Origin of the sequence: Myxococcus sp. MISCRS1 (assembly GCF_026626605.1) — a bacterium.
Classification (GTDB): domain Bacteria; phylum Myxococcota; class Myxococcia; order Myxococcales; family Myxococcaceae; genus Myxococcus; species Myxococcus fulvus.
The window spans coordinates 6,131,963-6,146,616 of sequence record NZ_JAPNKB010000001.1; the positions used below are offsets into that span (position 1 = coordinate 6,131,963).

Genomic DNA, 14,654 nt, shown 5'->3' on the forward strand with positions numbered 1-14,654 from the left:
GGGTATTTCTGCAGCTCGCGCTGGAGGGCCGAGCCCGCGTCGCGTGTGAGGCGCGTCAGCGAGCGGGCGGGTATTTCTGCAGCTTGCGCTGGAGCGAGCGGCGGTGGATGCCGAGCTTGCGCGAGGCCTCGGAGATGTTGCCCGCGCAGTCCGCGAGCACGCGGTGGATGTGCTCCCACTCCGCGCGCGCGAGTGACGGTGCCTCGAAGGTCTCGGGCGCGGCGAGCGAGGGCTCACCGCTGGCCCGCGCGAAGGCCGCGAGGATGTCGTCCACGTCCGCGGGCTTGGGCAGGTAGTTCACCGCGCCCAGGCGGATGGCATCCACCGTGGTGGCGATGCTCCCATAGCCCGTGAGCACGATGGCCTTGGTGGACGCGTCCACGGCGAGCAGGTCCTTCACCACCTCCAGCCCGCTGCGTCCGGGCATGCGCAGGTCCACCACCGCGTACTCAGGGGACTCGCGCTTCGCGGCGGTCAGCGCCTCGTCGTAGTCGCCCGCCGTCGTCACTTCCCATCCGCGCTCGCGGAACGCCCGCGCGAGCCGCTCGCGCAGTGTCGCGTCGTCGTCCACGAGCAGGAGGCTCGGGTGGTGGCCATCACCGACAGAGGTGCTCACGGCTTCGTCTCCCGAGCGTGCGGCGCATCCGCATCATGCGCGAGGCCTCGCGCCGCGCACGTTCGCGAGACGAGCGATTCGTCCCGAACCTGCCGAGGACCTTCAGCGCATGTCACGGACGCTGCATTCCCGCGCGCGACGATGTGCACCGGGCGCATCACGACGCCACCTCCGTGACGACGGGCGCACCGAGCGGAAGCGCCAGGCTCGCCACCGTGCCCTGTCCCGGCGTGGAGCGCAGCTCCAGCGACCCCCCGAGCTGCTCCGCCAGCGTGCGCGCCAGGAACAACCCCAGGCCCATGCCCTCGCCCGGCGCCTTCGTCGTGAAGAACGGCTCACCCGCGCGCGCCAGCACATCCGCGGGCATCCCTGCCCCCCCGTCGCGCACCTCCAGCCTCGCGCCGCCCTGGCCCTCCACCACCCGCAGCTCCACCGCCTTCGACGGAGGCGACGCCTGCAGCGCGTTCTTCACCAACCCGCGCACCACCCGCGCCAGCGCGCGCGGCGGCCCCTGCACCCACCGCCCGCTCAGCGCCGTCGGCAGCTCCACCTTCACCCGCTCCACCCCCGCCAGCTCCGCCAGCGAGTCCTCCACCAGCCTGCCCAGCGGCATCGGATGGAAGGCCTCGCCCGTCGTCTGTCCCGCGTCCGCGGACATCTGCACCAGCACGTCGCGGCAGCGGTCCACCTGCTGCCGGATGAGCCTCAAGTCCTCACGCACCGCCTCGGATGTCCCCGCCGACGCCAGCGCCCGCTCCACTTCCTTCGACACCACCGCGATGGTCGACAGCGGCGTCGACAGCTCGTGCGCCGCGCCCGCCGCCAGCGTCGCCAGCGAGGCCACCTTCTCCCGCCGCGCATGCTGCACGCGCGCCTGCGCCAGCTCCTCCTCGCGCTCCTCCAGCGCCCGCGTCACCCGCTGCACGAAGTACACGATGAAGCCCGCCGCCACCGCGAACGCCACCCACATGCCGTTCAGGTGCAGCCGCATCAGCGCCGCGTGGTCCGGACGCGACAGCCCCGGCACCAGCTCCACGTCCTGCAACACGAACAGCGAGCCGAACGCCGTCAACGTGAAGCCCAACAGGCCCCACATCCACCGCGCCGGCAGCAGCACCGTGCCCAGCGCCACGTTCACCAGGTACAGCGTCGTGAAGGGGTTGTGCGTCCCTCCACTGAGCGCCAGCAGGCCCGTGAGCACCAGCGTGTCCCACAACATCAGCTTGCCGATGGTGGCCTCGCTCACCCGAGCCCGGCCGAGCCACGCGCGCACCGCCACGTTCGTCGCGGCCTCCAGCCCCAACAGCCCCGCCAGCACCGCCACCGGCAGCGCCAGCTCCAGCCCGTACGCCGCCAGCGCGATGACCAGCGCCTGCCCGAGCAGCAGGCCCCAGCGCAGCCGCAAGAGCCACTCCAGGTTGATGCGGGCGCGAGAGGCGGGCTCGTTGGCGACAGGAGGCGTCATGGCACGACAGGAGGTTGCAGCGAGGCGGACCGGGCCACGTTGCCCAGCATGTCCACGTTGCGCGGCGACTCGCCGGGGCCCACGCCATCCAGCCACGAATCCCACGCCAGTGTGAAGACCCGCTCCGCCCTCGGCGAGGCCTCCGACAGCTCCACCCCATCCAACACCACGTCCACCGACGAGCGCCCGCGCGTCTCGAACTCGAAGTCGCGCGCCTCTCCGTCCTCGAGCGTCCCGCGGACATGCAGGCTCAACCCCAGCATGTCCACCGGCCGCGCGCCCTGGAGCGCCGCGCCCAGGCCCTCCGCGTCCGAGTCCGCCGGCTCGAAGGTCAGCCGCGCCCGGCAGTAGCGCCCCGGCGGAGGATGCAGCACCCCGAGCGCCACCACCGCGCCGTCCGACTCACCCAGGGACACCACGTGCGGCGTGCCCAGCCGCAGCGCGTTCGTCGTCGAGTGCGCCCACGCCGTGCCCACCGGCGACAGCGCCCGCAGCCATTGACGCAGGCCCGTCTCCTCGCACCTGAACAGCTCCACGCTGCCCAGCGTGACGAGTGCCCTGGCGAGCGTGGCGCGAGCTCCCTCGTCCGTGACGAGCGTGCGAGCCCCCGCCGCCTCCGGGACGCTCCGCGCTCGGCCCGTGGTGAGCCCCAGGCTCAACTGCATCCCCTCGATGCGCTCCCCGCCGCCACAGCCGGTGAGACACACGAGCAGCACGAACGGCTTCACGACAGAGGCCATGGCGTCAGAGGTCGTACGCGACGGACAGCATCGCGATGGGAGTGGGCGCCACGCGACCGCGGAGCCGGTTGAAGAAGGGGACCCGCACACCCGCGGCCACCACCAGGTCCATCCGAGGACTGAAGAGGATGTCGGGAGACGCATATCCGATGACGCCCCCGCCGTTCTCCTCCTTCTCGCCGTCGATGTCCGCCGCCGCCTCGATGCGCCCGTCGAGCCCCAGCCGCAGGGCCCACCGCTCCGCCGGCTGGTACTGCGCGGCCATCGTCGTGCGCACCGACGCGCCCGCCCGGTAGCCCAGGATGCCGCGCGTCGGGAGGAAGCCCGTGGCGCTCACCAGGAACGACCAGCTCCCCCGGAAGTGCTGGTACGCGAGCCCCGCCAGCGGGTCCACCGAGCCGCTGCCCAGCTGCGTGTCCAGGTCCATCAGCGTCCCGTCCTCCAGCCGCAGCTTCGGCGCGGTGGGCAGCTTCACGCCGACGAGCACACTGAAGAGGTGGTCCGCCGAGAACGCGCGGTCCTGGTACAGGAACGCCTTCGCCGTCAGCTCCACGTCGCCCACGCCCCAGCCCCGCTCGCGCGCCAGGCTCACCGAGCGCACCTCGCGCGCCTGCAGGGGCAGCGTCGCCGACAGGAACAGCCACGGCAGGGGGGCGTACGCCACCGCCACGTCCATGCGCGCCTCGCGCAGCCGCAGCGCGTCCACGTGGTCCTGTCCCACCGTGTGCCCCCAGCCCCGCAGGGTGGAGGAGAAGCGCAGCCGGCCCGAGAACGGCTGCTCGGTGCCCATGGACATGAGCGTGGGGTCGCCACACGCACAGGTGGCACACGCCCAGGCGGACGACACGGGCGCGAGGGCCAGCACCGCGCCCAGCAGGGAGGACAGGAGGGAGAGTGGGGCTTTCACGACGAGGAGCACCCTACGCCCCCGGCCCGCCCCCCGCGTGTGGCGTGTTGTCGCAGCTGTCCGGGACACAAGGCGGCGGCCCCCAGGGCACGAAGGAGGGCAGGCAGGAGGCCGGGCGCCGGCTGCCCCGCGGGAAGTCATGGGCAGGTTGAGAATGACTTCCACGCCCCGGCGTTGGTGGGACACAGGAGGCCATCCAATGGGAGTGCTCGTGCCGCTTGCTCGATTGCTGTTCTCAGCCATCTTCATCACCAGCGGCTTGAACCACTTCATCCAGCTCGACGCGCTGACGACCGTGGCCCAGAACGCGGGCGTGCCCGAGCCCCGCTGGGCGGTGCTGGTGTCCGGCGCGGCGCTGGTGCTCGGGGGGCTGTCGGTGCTGCTCGGTGTGCTCGCGCGCCTGGGGGCCGCGGCCATCGCCATCTTCCTGGTGACGGCCGCCTTCATGGTCCACCGCTTCTGGCTCGTCGCGGACCCGGTGCAGGCGCAGGATCAGCTCATCCACTTCATGAAGAACCTCTCCATGGCGGGAGGCGCGCTCTTCATCGTCTACTTCGGCTCGGGCCCCTTCAGCCTCCGGCGCGGAGGACGGCAGGAGAGCGGCCTGGGCGGTGGACGGCTGGGCTCGCCCTTGAGGCACTGAGCGCGCGAAGGCTCTCGGGCCCGCGCGCGCTCAAGAGCCCCGCTCAGCTGGCCACGGCCACGTGCGCCTGGGCCCGCAGGGTGAAGAACGCGACCTCCGGCTCGCTGCCCCGGCGCAGGTACGGCCCGCCGAAGCCGAAGCCCAGGCCCCGGTTCACGTACAGCTGGTTGCCATTCACGTGGTAGTGGCCGCGGATGTAGGGCTGCCCCGCGCGGCGGAAGATGGCCTCCGTCAGCCCCTGCACGATGAACTGGCCGCCGTGCGTGTGCCCGGAGAACTGCACCAGCCCCGCGTGCGCCGGCAGCTTGTCCACCGTGGGCGGCGTGTGGGCCAGCACCAGCCGCGTGCCGGACTCCGGCGCGCCCCGGAACGTGGCCTCCACGTCGTCGCGGCCCGTGCGCCCGTCATCCACGCCCAGCACCGTCACCGGCGCGCCCTTCACGTGCACCACGCGGTGCTCGTTCTGCAGGACGGTGTAGCCCAGCCGCTCGAAGCTCTCGCGCAGGTAGGGCGCGTTCACCTGGTGGTCATGGTTGCCCAGCACCACGAAGACCTGGCCCTTGAGGCCGCTGAGCACGTCGCGCACGCGGGGCAGGGGCTTGGGGCTGTGGGTGACGTAGTCGCCGGTGAGGAAGACCAGGTCCGGGGCCTCCGCGTTGACGGCCTCCACCGCGCGGCGGATGCGCACGTCGCTGGTGGCCTGACCCACGTGCACGTCGGACAGCTGCGCCACGCGCAGGCCGTCATGGTGGCCCGTCAGGTGCGGCAGGTGGAGCAGGTTCTCCGTGAGGGAGAAGTGGTCCCTCCAGCGCAGGCGTCGCTCGGGACGCAGTGGGTCCGCGCCGCTCCAGGCCACCACCTCGTTGCGTCCTCCGGCGACGGGCTCCAGGGGGGACTCACGGGACGGGGAGGCGGGGCGACGGCGGGCCAGACGTCTCAAGCGCATGCGGTGCGGTTCCTTTCCGGGCCGGGGAGGGACGGCGATTCTACGAAGCCAGGGGAGGTGGGTTGAAGCAGGTGTCCCGCGCACGCCTGCCCTCCTGTCGACCGGCTCACGGGGTGAGGGAAAAACCCCAAGGATTCGAGGAAGATTCCGGACGAGCGTGGGAGCTTTCTTCCACCATTGGACACACGGCCAGGGGGCGAGCGGTGACGGCGTCCAGCGACGTTGGTACACAGCCGAGGACGATGAGCCCCCGGCTTGGAGTGGCCCCTGATCTCGGCCCGGATGTGACGATGCCAGCCGGTGAGAGACCGCGGAATGCATCGCTCGGTCCGGGCGCCGTCTGCCTCGCGGACCTGATGTCCACCATGCCCGTGGGCATGGCGGTGGTGGACCGGGAGCTGCGCTTCGTGGAGGTCAGCGAGACGCTCGCGGCCCTCAACGGCCGGCCGCGCGAGGCCCACCTCGGGCGCCACATGGACGAGGTGATGAACCCCCACTCCTCGCTCGGCGACACCTCGCGCCGCGTGCGCCGCGTGCTGGAGACGGGCGAGCCGCTGGACGGCGTCGAAATCATCCACCGCGAGCCGGGCGGCGGCGTGGAGCGCACGCGCGTCTTCCGCGCCAGCTACCACCCGGTGCGCCGCGACGGCGTGGTCATCGCCGCGTGCCTCTACGTGGAGGACCTCACCGAGCGCCGCCGCGTGGAGGCCCAGCGTGACGCGGGCGCGGCCCGGGAGCGCGCCGTGCGCGAGCAGGCCCTGCGCGAGACGCAGGAGGCGGTGCGCGCCCGCGACGAGTTCCTCAGCGTGGCCGCCCACGAGCTCAGGACGCCCCTGACCAGCATGCGGTTGCATCTGCAGCTCCTGCTGCGTCAGGTGGCGGGCGCGCAGCCCGCGCTGGGCCAGGAGCTGGCGCCCCGGGGCCAGGTGCTGGAGCGGCAGCTGTCGCGGCTGGGCAGCCTGGTGAACACGCTGCTGGACGTGTCGCGCGTGGCGGCGGGCAAGCTGAGCCTGGAGCCGCGCGAGCTGGACCTGGTGCAGGTGGTGCGGCAGATGGTGGACGCCTTCTCGGAGGAGTTCGCCCGCGCCGGCTGCGAATTGTCCGTGCACGTCTCCGGCACGCTGCCCGGGCAGTGGGATCCGCTGCGCGTGGAGCAGGTGCTGGTGAACCTGCTCTCCAACGCGGCCAAGTACGGCGCGGGCCGCCCGGTGGAGGTGTCGCTGGTGGGCGAGGGCACGATGGCGGTGCTGGCCGTGAAGGACCACGGCATCGGCATCTCCGAGGACGGCATGGCGCGGCTGTTCGGCAAGTTCGAGCGCGCCGTCTCCGAGCGCCACTACGGCGGCCTGGGCCTGGGGCTCTACATCACCCGTCAAATCGTGGAGGCCATGGGCGGCAGCATCACCGTGCGCTCCGCGCAGGGCCAGGGCTCCACCTTCATCCTGCGGCTGCCCACCCAGCCCCGCGCGGCCACCGCGCAGGGCGCCTCGGCGAGCCGGGCCCGCTGACTTGCGCGAAAGCGCCAGCGGGCGCCCCCGGAGTGTCCGGAAGGCGCCCGCCGTCACCGCGTCACGCTCCAGCGCGTCTTCAGTGCCCGCGCAGCACGTACACCTTGCCGTCGACCAGGACGTACAGCGCGCTGGGCGTCACGCGCGGGTCGTAGACCAGCTGCTGCACCTTGGAGCCGCCCACGCCCGGGACCTTCTCCAGCTGCTTCTGCGGCGTCAGGCGCCACAGGCCGCGTCCCTCGGTGCCCACGAAGAGCGAGCCGTCGTCGGTGGCCGCCAGCGCGGTGTAGCGGTCCGTGCCCGCGCCGTCGATGCGGACGTAGTCGGTGTCCGCGCTCTTGGTCGGGTCGTGCCGCGTGGGCTCGGCCTTGAACTGCCACAGGCCGCTGCCGAGCCCGGCCACGTAGTACAGGCCGTCCTTCGTCTGCTGGAAGCCGCGCCAGCGGTTCTGCGGGGCGACCTCCCAGCGCCTGTCCTCGGGCCCCGGGTTGACGGGGTCCACGAAGGTGTTGAGCCGGTAGATGGACAGCTCCGTGCCCTCGGGGATGCCCGCCTCGGGCTTCTCCCGGTCCCACCACTTGAGCTCCTTGTTGGGCGGGAGGATTCCAATCTTCCAGTCGTTGGCGATGAGCAGCTCGCCGGCCTGCGAGTAGCCCAGGCCGTAGGTGAAGCCCGCGCGCTGCGACTCCTTGACGACCTCCTGGTTCGGGTCCGTCGGGTGCGGCGTCCGGGTGAGCAGCCACCAGGCCGGGTGGCGGTGGCTGCTGTACTCGAGGTCGCGGATGCGCGTCACGCCGTGGTTGGTGCCGATATAGACCTCACCCTCGTACGGGCCCTTCATGACCCGCATGCAGGACAGGACGGAGCGGTCCTCGTCGTAGTGGAAGTCGTTGCTGTTGCGGATGCCGATGGCCTCGTTGCGGCTGGGACGGCTGGTGCCCACCGAGCGGTACAGGTGCTCGCGCAGCACGATGTCCGTGCCGTCGCCGTTGAGCTGCACCAGGTCCATGTCGCCCTTCTGGAACTCGAAGTAGCGCGCCTCGTCGAAGTCGGCCTCGCCCCGGCCGGCGATGCGCTGGCCTCCCGGCACGTTGTCGTACGTGAGGTAGCCCACGTACGCCTCGCCCGCCTTGCCGCCGCAGATGACGGTGGAGCCGGTGGCCAGCTGGTGCGGCTCCGAGCCGAAGCCCAGGCTGGCCTGGCCGACGGGCTGGCTCGTCCACACGAGCTTCTGCGTGTCCGCGCGCAGCACGCCGATGCGGTCCCCATCCAGCACCCAGATGTTGTGCGCGCCGTCCACGCCCACCGAGGCGACCTTGGGGATGCCGTACTTCGACGAGTAGTCCGTCAGCGCGTCCGTGGGCCACGGGCCCTCGGGCGTGGTGGGCACGCCGCCGTCCGGCACGGGGTCCGTGCCGCCATCGCCGCTGCCCGCGTCGGGCACCGGGTCCGTGCCGCCATCGCCGCTGCCCGCGTCGGGCACCGGGTCCGTGCCTCCATCCCCCGCGTCCGGAGTGCCCGCGTCATCCGGAGGAGCCTGGACGTCGCCATCCGTCGGCCCCTTGCCGGTGCCGTCCGAGCTGTCGCAGGCCACCGCCGTCATCATCACCGCCACACCGACACACGCGCCCAACAGTCGTCGAATCACCGCTTCCTCCCGTCCCCGGTGTGGAGCAAGCGGCGTACCGGCCCTTGCGCACATGCACCGTCATGGAAAGAGGGAAGCGGGCTTCCCACCGTGGGCACCCGGGCGGCGTGACGTGGCACTGGAAATGACCAGGCCCGCCCCCGGAAGGGAGCGGGCCCGTGAGACTGTCATTCGGGCGACGGCGCCCGGACTCAGTGCACGGCGTCGTCGACGTCCTGCTTCACGTCCTCGCCGGCCTCCTCCACCTTGTCGCCGGCCTTCTTGGCGTCCTTCTTCATGGTGTCCACGGCGCCGGAGCCGCCCGTGCCCTTGGGGCTGGTGGCGCGCAGCTCCACGGCGACGGCGTTGTCACCGTCCAGCTGGAAGCGCGCGCGCACCTCGGAGCCCTCCGGAATCTGGTCGGCCCGCACCTTCTTGCCGTCCAGCATCACCACCGTCTGGGCCTTCACGTCCAGCTCGGCGTCGGGCAAATCCTTGCGCGTCAGGTTCACGCTGTCGTCGTCGGCCTTCTTCAAGGTGCCCTTGAGGCTCAGCGAGTGCTCCTTCTTGAAGAGGTTGTCCTGCGCTTGCGCGTTGGAGGCCTCGCGGGTGGCGCCGCTGATGCCGCGGCCCACGTCGGTGGCGTTCACGCCCGTGTCCACGCGCGTGCTCGGGCTGGGAATCTGCGTCTGCGACGGCGCCGGTGCGCTCTGCGCGAAGGCGGCGGTTCCCAGACACATGGCGAACGTGGCGATGAGCTTCTTCATATGAGCGTCCCTCTCCCTTGGGTCCGTTGGATGACTTCTGGGAGCAAGGGTGGGGAGCCTGCCTCCCTCCGCCAACCCGCCCTGCATGGCCCCAGGGGCGGCCCGTCCGCAGGGCAGCCGGGCGAAGCAGGGACGACTTCAGTCGCCCTGGCTCAGCCGCTTCACCGTGGACAACAGCTCGTGCAGGTCCAGGGGCTTGCGCAGGCATCCGGCCACGTCCAGCTCGCGGGCGGCGGACTCCAGGTGCAGGTCCGCGCTGGCCACGACGACGGGGATGTCCGCCAGCGCCGTGTCATGGCGCAAGGCCTCGCGGAAGGCGAAGCCGTCCATGCGCGGCATCATCAGGTCCAGCAGGATGAGGTGCGGCGGCGTGTCCTGCTGGCGCAGCTGCGCGAGCGCCTCCAGCCCGTCCGCGGCCAGCAGCACCGCGTAGCCCTCCAGCTCGAAGGCGTCCTGCAGCGCGTCCCGGATGTCCAGGTCGTCGTCCACGACGAGCAGTGTCTGAAGCGCTTGCACCGGTCTCCCCACCCTGGTCGGGGCCGACTCGCTCCCACACCTCCTCAACCATGGGGCCGCGGGTGTCAGGACGGAAGCTTCCGGCGGCCGGGCGGGGTGAATCACGGTTCACCAGCCGACGCCTGCCCCCCCCACCGCCCGCCCGGAGTGCGGGATTTGCAATGGAGTTGCTTTAATCGAGATACACGGAAGCAGTTTTTATATCGGTTTGCTCGTATTCCTGGATGCCGTGAAGATGGCGGCGGCGACCCGTCTCCCAGGCGGGCGCTCATTTCCAGGGAGCAGTCCTCATGCGAACCATGTCTCGAGTTGCGGGCAGGAAGCTGTTGGGAACGATGCTGTGCGCGTTGACGATTTCGGCCTGCGGTCCGGCGCCGGAGCAGCAGGGCGAGCCGCAGCCGGAGCAGCCGCAGACGGACACCACGCAGCAGCCGGTGGTGTACGGCACCGACGACCGCCAGGACGTGTACGCGCACCCGGACGCGACGCTGCGCCAGCGCGCCGAGCAGTCCACCGTGGCGCTGATGACGACGTCCGACTACACGGTGGGGAGCAACGGCAACGTGACGTTCAATGCGTCCACGCTGCAGTCGGCGTACAACCTGTGCTCCAACCAGCGCTTCCTCACCGACCTGACGCCGGCGTTCTGCTCCGGCACGCTCATCGATGACGACCTGGTGCTGACGGCCGGCCACTGCATCACCAGCGCCTCGGCCTGCACCAGCACGCGCGTGGTGTTCAACTTCTACAAGACGGCGGCCAACACGCTCAAGCAGGTGACGAGCGCGGACATCTTCTCCTGCCAGTCCATCGTGGTGCGCCAGCAGACCAGCGGCACGCCCAACCTGGACTACGCCATCATCAAGCTGGACCGCGCCGCCACGCCGCGCTTCGTGCCCGCGCCCATCCGCGCCGGCAACGCCGCGCTGCCGGTGGGCACGGGCGTGACGGTCATCGGCTCGGGCAGCGGCATCCCGTTCAAGATTGATTCGGGCGGCAAGGTGCGCGACGCGCGCGCGGGCTCGCTGGACTACTTCATCGCGACCACGGACACCTTCGGTGGCAACTCCGGCTCGGGCGTGTACGAGAACACCGGCTACACGGTGGCGGGCATCCTGGTGCGCGGCGAGACGGACTACGTGTCGAGCGGCAGCTGCCGCATCGTCAACACGTGCACGGAGACGGGCTGCAGCGGCGAGGACATCACCTACGTGCGTCCCGCGGTGAACGCGTACTGCGCGGTGGCCGGCAGCCTGCGGCTGTGCGGCACCACCCAGCCCCCGCCGTCCACCACCTTCACCTTCACCGCGTCCAACACCAACAACGCGCAGCAGAACACCACCAACCGCGCGGTGACGCTGGCGGCGGGCCAGACGATTCGCGTGGGCACCTGCTCGGTGAGCGGCGCCTCCGGCACGGGTGACACCTACCTGCGGCTGAGCAACGCGGCGGGCACGTCGGTGGCGAGCAACGACGACTCCTGCGGCACGCTGTCGTTCTTCTCGTACACTGCCACCACGGCGGGCACGTACACCATCCGCGCGGGCTGCTACTCCAGCAACAGCTGCAGCGGCACGGTGGCGTACACCATCCAGTAGTCCGCCGTCTCATGGGCACGGGGCCAGCAAGCGCCCGTGCCGCGTGTCACACGCTCGGGCCGTCCCTCTTGCAGGAGTCGGGAGGGCCCGGGCGTTCGTGTTTCATCCCGGCCAGCGCGCGTGGCGGCGCGGGGGGAGGTCCTTCAGGCGCAGCGGTCGCAGAGGCCGCGCAGCTGCACGTCCACGCTCTTCTGGGCCACCGCGCGCGGCACGCCCTTGGAGGACGCGATGCGGATGGACTCCTCCGGCAGACACGCGACGGTGCCGCAGTCGGTGCAGGTGAAGTGCGGGTGGTTGCCGCTGTGCTCGTCGCCCGAGCGTCGCAGCTCGAAGCGCCACACGTGGTCTCCCAGGTCCGCGCGCACCACCAGCCCGGCCTCCGTGAGGTCCGTGAGGTTGCGGTAGATGGTCACCCGGTCATAGCCCTCGTCACCCAGTGCATCCACCAGGTCGGCGTGGCTCATTGGCGCGGTGGCCGACTCCAGCTCCCGGAGCACCGCCACGCGGGGCGCGGTGCTGCGCAGACCCGACGCGCGGATCCTCTCCTGGAAATCAGCGAGCTTCGGCTGCACGGCGATTCGTTTTGCTCCCATGATGTCTTTTCGCATAACCCATCTGCGGGACACTTTCACCTCGCCCGGAGTACGACGTCCGGCCTCGAGGACTGGAGTGGCTTGCCCGCCGGGTCCCCCCAGACTCCTGGATACGAGAGTGAGCACCAGGAGTCCAGGATACTGGTGCAATCCTTGTGCGTAATGATTCACCGCGCTTCCCGACTTCCGGTCAGTCACGCCTGGACGTCGGTGGACCCCGGATGCCTTGGAGTGGCCACGCCAGCGTCGCGAACCGGCGCGGGGGTGTCCGGCGCACGACAGTTTCCGCCAGGTGTCCCAGGGCCTCCCCGCGCGCGGCGAGGTGTCCGGGAGTCGAGTGAATCCAGGGTGCAGTTGCAACTCATGAGTCACCGGTGACGCGGTGCCCCGAGCACGGCGGCGACCGGGTGGGTGCGGCCGGGCCCGGGCGCGTCGCGATGGCCCCGGCCGAGCGGAGCGGGGGGCCGGGGGGCGGGCGGTGGCGCGGGGGCGGGGTGGCGGGCGGGGCTTCATTTCGTATCTGAGTTGTAAAAGCATATTAGGTGTTCTTGTCGCAGGCATCCGCTGGGAAGAGGAGGGGAGGGCCCCCTGGGGTCGCCTGGAGGGCGACGGCGGGTGTTGGACCGGCGAACAGTCCCTCCCGCGCTCCTTGACTGGGAGCGATGAGTGCCCACACTTGCGCCTTTGTCGTTCCGTCGGGGCCTCGACAGGCCCTGTTGCTCGTGTCTCCGGGTCCCCCTCGCCGTGACGAAGCCCAGTCTCCTGCTCATCGAAGAAGCCAGTGTGGCCCGGGAGCTCCAGGTGCTCGCGCTGGAGAGCCAGGGATGGCAGGTCGTGGCCCTGGCGGACGTGGCGGCGGCCGCCTCGCTGATGCAGACGCAGCCGGTGTTGCTCGTGGTGGCGGCGGCGGGCGTGCTGGCGGCGGGCAGGGAGGCGCTGGAGGCGTTCCGCGGCGCGCTGGAGGCGGCGTCGGTGGGGCTGTACGTGCGCGCCTTCCCCGCCGAGGAGGAGGTGGTGCGCAGGCTGGCGCTGCCGCTCACCGGCTTCTTCTGGCGGCCCCTGTCCCTGGGCGGGCTGGTGGAGAAGGTCCGACGCGTGGTGCCGGAGGAGGGCCCCCCGGAGGCGCGGCCGCTGGTGCTGGTGGCGGACGACGACCCGGTGTCGCGCAAGCTGTTGCAGTTGATGATGGTGCCCTTCCGCTTCCGGGTGGTGTCCGCGGACGACGGGATGCAGGCGCTGGAGGTCGCGAGGAGGCGGCGGCCCGACGTGGTGCTGGCGGACGCGCTGATGCCGCGCATGGACGGCTACAGGCTGTGCATGGCGCTCAGGCAGGAGTCGCGCTTCGCGCGCGTGCCGCTCATCCTCACGCACGCGCTGACGCCGGACGAGCTGGATTTGCGCATGGCCCACAACGTGGGCGCCAACGGCTTCGTGCGCCGCGCGCAGGACGGGGACGAGCTGGTGGGCGTGCTGCTGCGCGCGCTGAAGGCCGGGCCGCCCACGCCGCTGGGGCCCGCGCCGCCGGTGGGGCCCGCGCTGGAGCTGAACACCGAGGACCACCTGTACCGGATGGTGCGCCAGCTGGAGCGGCGCGTGGGGCTGCTCGAGCAGGCGGAGCGCGGCACGCGCGAGAGCGAGGAGCGCTTCCGCCTGGTGGTGGAGGGCTCCTACGACGGCATCTGGGACTGGGACTTGCGGCGGGGCACGCTGTACTGGAGCCCGCGCCTCCTGGAGATGCTGGGGCTGACGCCCGGGACGTTCGCCGGCACGCACGAGGCCTTCGTGGAGCTGCTCCACCCGGAGGACCGCGCCGGCGTGCTCGCGGCCATGACGGAGCACCTGGAGCGCGGGGCGCCGTACGACGTGGCCTTCCGGCTCCGGCACGCCACGGGCGGCTATCGCTCGTGCGTGGGACGGGGGCGCGCGCTGCGCGACGAGCAGGGCCGGCCGGTGCGCATGGCGGGCATCATCGGCGACGTGACGGAGCAGCTGCGGCTCTACCGCGAGGCGAACGAGGCGGTGCGCGTGCGCGACGACTTCCTCAGCGTGGCGGCGCACGAGCTGAGAACGCCCCTGGCCGCGCTGCGCTTGCGGGTGCAGGGCGCGCAAGGGGCGCTGCGCATGCTGGGCGCGGCCCAGGCGGCGCCGCGGCTGGAGCGCGCGCTGGAGGCCGCGGACCGTCAGGTGCAGCGGATGTCGGACCTGGTGGAGTCGCTCCTGGACGTGTCCCAGGCGCAGGGCGGACCGCCCAGGCTGCAGCTGGAGGTGGTGGACCTGTCCAACGTCGTGCGCGACGCGGTGACGCGCTCGGAGCCGGCCGCGGCGAGAGCGGGGTGTGAGCTGGTGCTCGGGCCCATGCCGCCCACGCCGGGCCGGTGGGACGGCGCCCGGCTGGGGCAGGTGGTGCGCCACCTGTTGTCCAACGCGATGAAGTTCGGCCCGGGCCGCCCCGTGGAGGTGGCGCTGGAGCAGCAGGACGCCACGGCCACGTTGGTGGTGAAGGACCACGGCATCGGCATCTCCCCGGAGCGGGTGGACGGGCTGTTCCGCCGCTTCGAGCGCGCGGTGCCGGTGCGGCACTACGGCGGCCTGGGGCTGGGCCTGTACCGCCTGCGCCGCATCGTCGAGGCGCACGGCGGTCAGGTGTCCGTGGACAGCACGCCCGGCGAGGGCTCCACGTTCCGCGTGCGCCTGCCCCTGGGCGGCCCCCCCGTCGCCCGCGCCTGAC

General features: G+C 71.7%; 13 protein-coding genes. 4 read left to right on the forward strand and 9 right to left on the reverse strand.

The window, feature by feature from the left end:
* Nucleotides 1-55: 55 nt before the first annotated feature.
* From OWM54_RS24365 to OWM54_RS24380, 4 genes are all read right to left on the reverse strand, one after another.
* Nucleotides 56-616 carry a response regulator transcription factor gene (locus OWM54_RS24365; RefSeq protein WP_248546672.1) on the reverse strand — a complete coding sequence of 187 codons (561 nt, stop codon included), beginning with the start codon at nt 614-616 and terminating at the stop codon, nt 56-58.
* 157 nt (nt 617-773) lie between these two features.
* Nucleotides 774-2,081, reverse strand: coding sequence for an ATP-binding protein (locus OWM54_RS24370; protein ID WP_267699047.1), 1,308 nt, complete (start codon nt 2,079-2,081; stop codon nt 774-776).
* Nucleotides 2,078-2,821: a hypothetical protein gene (locus OWM54_RS24375; protein ID WP_223751918.1), complete on the reverse strand. Its 744-nt coding sequence runs from the start codon at nt 2,819-2,821 to the stop codon at nt 2,078-2,080. The genes OWM54_RS24370 and OWM54_RS24375 overlap by 4 nt, the downstream gene beginning before the upstream one ends.
* A 4-nt stretch (nt 2,822-2,825) precedes the next feature.
* Nucleotides 2,826-3,728, reverse strand: coding sequence for a transporter (locus tag OWM54_RS24380; RefSeq protein WP_267699048.1), 903 nt, complete (start codon nt 3,726-3,728; stop codon nt 2,826-2,828).
* A 199-nt stretch (nt 3,729-3,927) separates the two neighbouring features.
* Between OWM54_RS24380 and OWM54_RS24385 the strand changes: the two genes are divergently transcribed.
* Nucleotides 3,928-4,371 carry a DoxX family protein gene (locus OWM54_RS24385; RefSeq protein WP_046716769.1) on the forward strand — a complete coding sequence of 148 codons (444 nt, stop codon included), beginning with the start codon at nt 3,928-3,930 and terminating at the stop codon, nt 4,369-4,371.
* Between the two features lie 43 nt (nt 4,372-4,414).
* On the opposite strand, the gene OWM54_RS24390 is transcribed toward OWM54_RS24385, so the two are convergent.
* Nucleotides 4,415-5,317: a metallophosphoesterase gene (locus OWM54_RS24390; protein WP_267699049.1), complete on the reverse strand. Its 903-nt coding sequence runs from the start codon at nt 5,315-5,317 to the stop codon at nt 4,415-4,417.
* 356 nt (nt 5,318-5,673) lie between these two features.
* Between OWM54_RS24390 and OWM54_RS24395 the strand changes: the two genes are divergently transcribed.
* Nucleotides 5,674-6,825, forward strand: a complete 1,152-nt coding sequence (locus tag OWM54_RS24395) for a PAS domain-containing sensor histidine kinase (RefSeq protein ID WP_223783932.1) — start codon at nt 5,674-5,676, stop codon at nt 6,823-6,825.
* Between the two features lie 79 nt (nt 6,826-6,904).
* Here the strand turns inward: OWM54_RS24395 and OWM54_RS24400 are convergent, their stop codons facing one another.
* From OWM54_RS24400 to OWM54_RS24410, 3 genes are all read right to left on the reverse strand, one after another.
* Nucleotides 6,905-8,473, reverse strand: coding sequence for a hypothetical protein (locus OWM54_RS24400; protein ID WP_223783933.1), 1,569 nt, complete (start codon nt 8,471-8,473; stop codon nt 6,905-6,907).
* A 191-nt stretch (nt 8,474-8,664) separates the two neighbouring features.
* Nucleotides 8,665-9,219: a hypothetical protein gene (locus tag OWM54_RS24405; RefSeq protein WP_267699050.1), complete on the reverse strand. Its 555-nt coding sequence runs from the start codon at nt 9,217-9,219 to the stop codon at nt 8,665-8,667.
* A gap of 138 nt (nt 9,220-9,357) precedes the next feature.
* Nucleotides 9,358-9,735, reverse strand: a complete 378-nt coding sequence (locus tag OWM54_RS24410; RefSeq protein ID WP_046716766.1) for a response regulator — start codon at nt 9,733-9,735, stop codon at nt 9,358-9,360.
* Nucleotides 9,736-10,025: 290 nt separating this feature from the next.
* Between OWM54_RS24410 and OWM54_RS24415 the strand changes: the two genes are divergently transcribed.
* Nucleotides 10,026-11,333, forward strand: coding sequence for a trypsin-like serine peptidase (locus OWM54_RS24415; RefSeq protein ID WP_267699051.1), 1,308 nt, complete (start codon nt 10,026-10,028; stop codon nt 11,331-11,333).
* Between the two features lie 143 nt (nt 11,334-11,476).
* On the opposite strand, the gene OWM54_RS24420 is transcribed toward OWM54_RS24415, so the two are convergent.
* Complete coding sequence (locus OWM54_RS24420) at nt 11,477-11,926, reverse strand: Fur family transcriptional regulator (RefSeq protein ID WP_141332778.1); 450 nt, start codon at nt 11,924-11,926, stop codon at nt 11,477-11,479.
* A gap of 744 nt (nt 11,927-12,670) precedes the next feature.
* Here OWM54_RS24420 and OWM54_RS24425 point away from each other — a divergent pair.
* The gene (locus tag OWM54_RS24425; RefSeq protein WP_267699052.1) at nt 12,671-14,653 is read left to right on the forward strand and encodes an ATP-binding protein; all 1,983 of its coding nucleotides are present in this window, start codon (nt 12,671-12,673) and stop codon (nt 14,651-14,653) included.
* Nucleotide 14,654: the final 1 nt, after the last annotated feature.